Source organism: Vogesella mureinivorans (assembly GCF_007644035.1).
In the GTDB taxonomy this organism is placed as follows: domain Bacteria; phylum Pseudomonadota; class Gammaproteobacteria; order Burkholderiales; family Chromobacteriaceae; genus Vogesella; species Vogesella mureinivorans.
Window position 1 is genome coordinate 1 of the sequence record NZ_VMTV02001065.1, and the last position, 286, is coordinate 286.

Consider the following 286-nt stretch of genomic DNA (forward strand, 5'->3'; position numbering starts at 1 on the left):
TCCATGCGAAGCGCCCCCCGCTTCTAACGTTTCCCGTTTCCCGTTTCCCGTTTCCCGATTCCCGATTCCCGGCCCTCAAAGCCCCTTCGCCGCCGCCACGATCTTCTCCACCGTGAAGCCGTAATGCTTGAACAGCTGGTCCGCCGGTGCCGAGGCGCCGAAGCTGTCGATGCCGATGACGGCGCCGTCCAGGCCCACATACTTGCGCCAGAAGTCGGACACGCCGGCCTCGATGGCGATGCGCTTGCGGCACCAGCCGGGCAGCACGCCCTCGCGCCACTCGACC

At 66.8% G+C, this 286-nt stretch carries 1 protein-coding gene; it reads right to left on the bottom strand.

The genetic code is table 11. The features are described 5' to 3' along the window. Nucleotides 1–75: 75 nt before the first annotated feature. Nucleotides 76–286, bottom strand: a 211-nt coding sequence (locus tag FLQ44_RS22765) for a transketolase-like TK C-terminal-containing protein (protein ID WP_439144961.1), incomplete at its 5' end; no start/stop codon positions are given.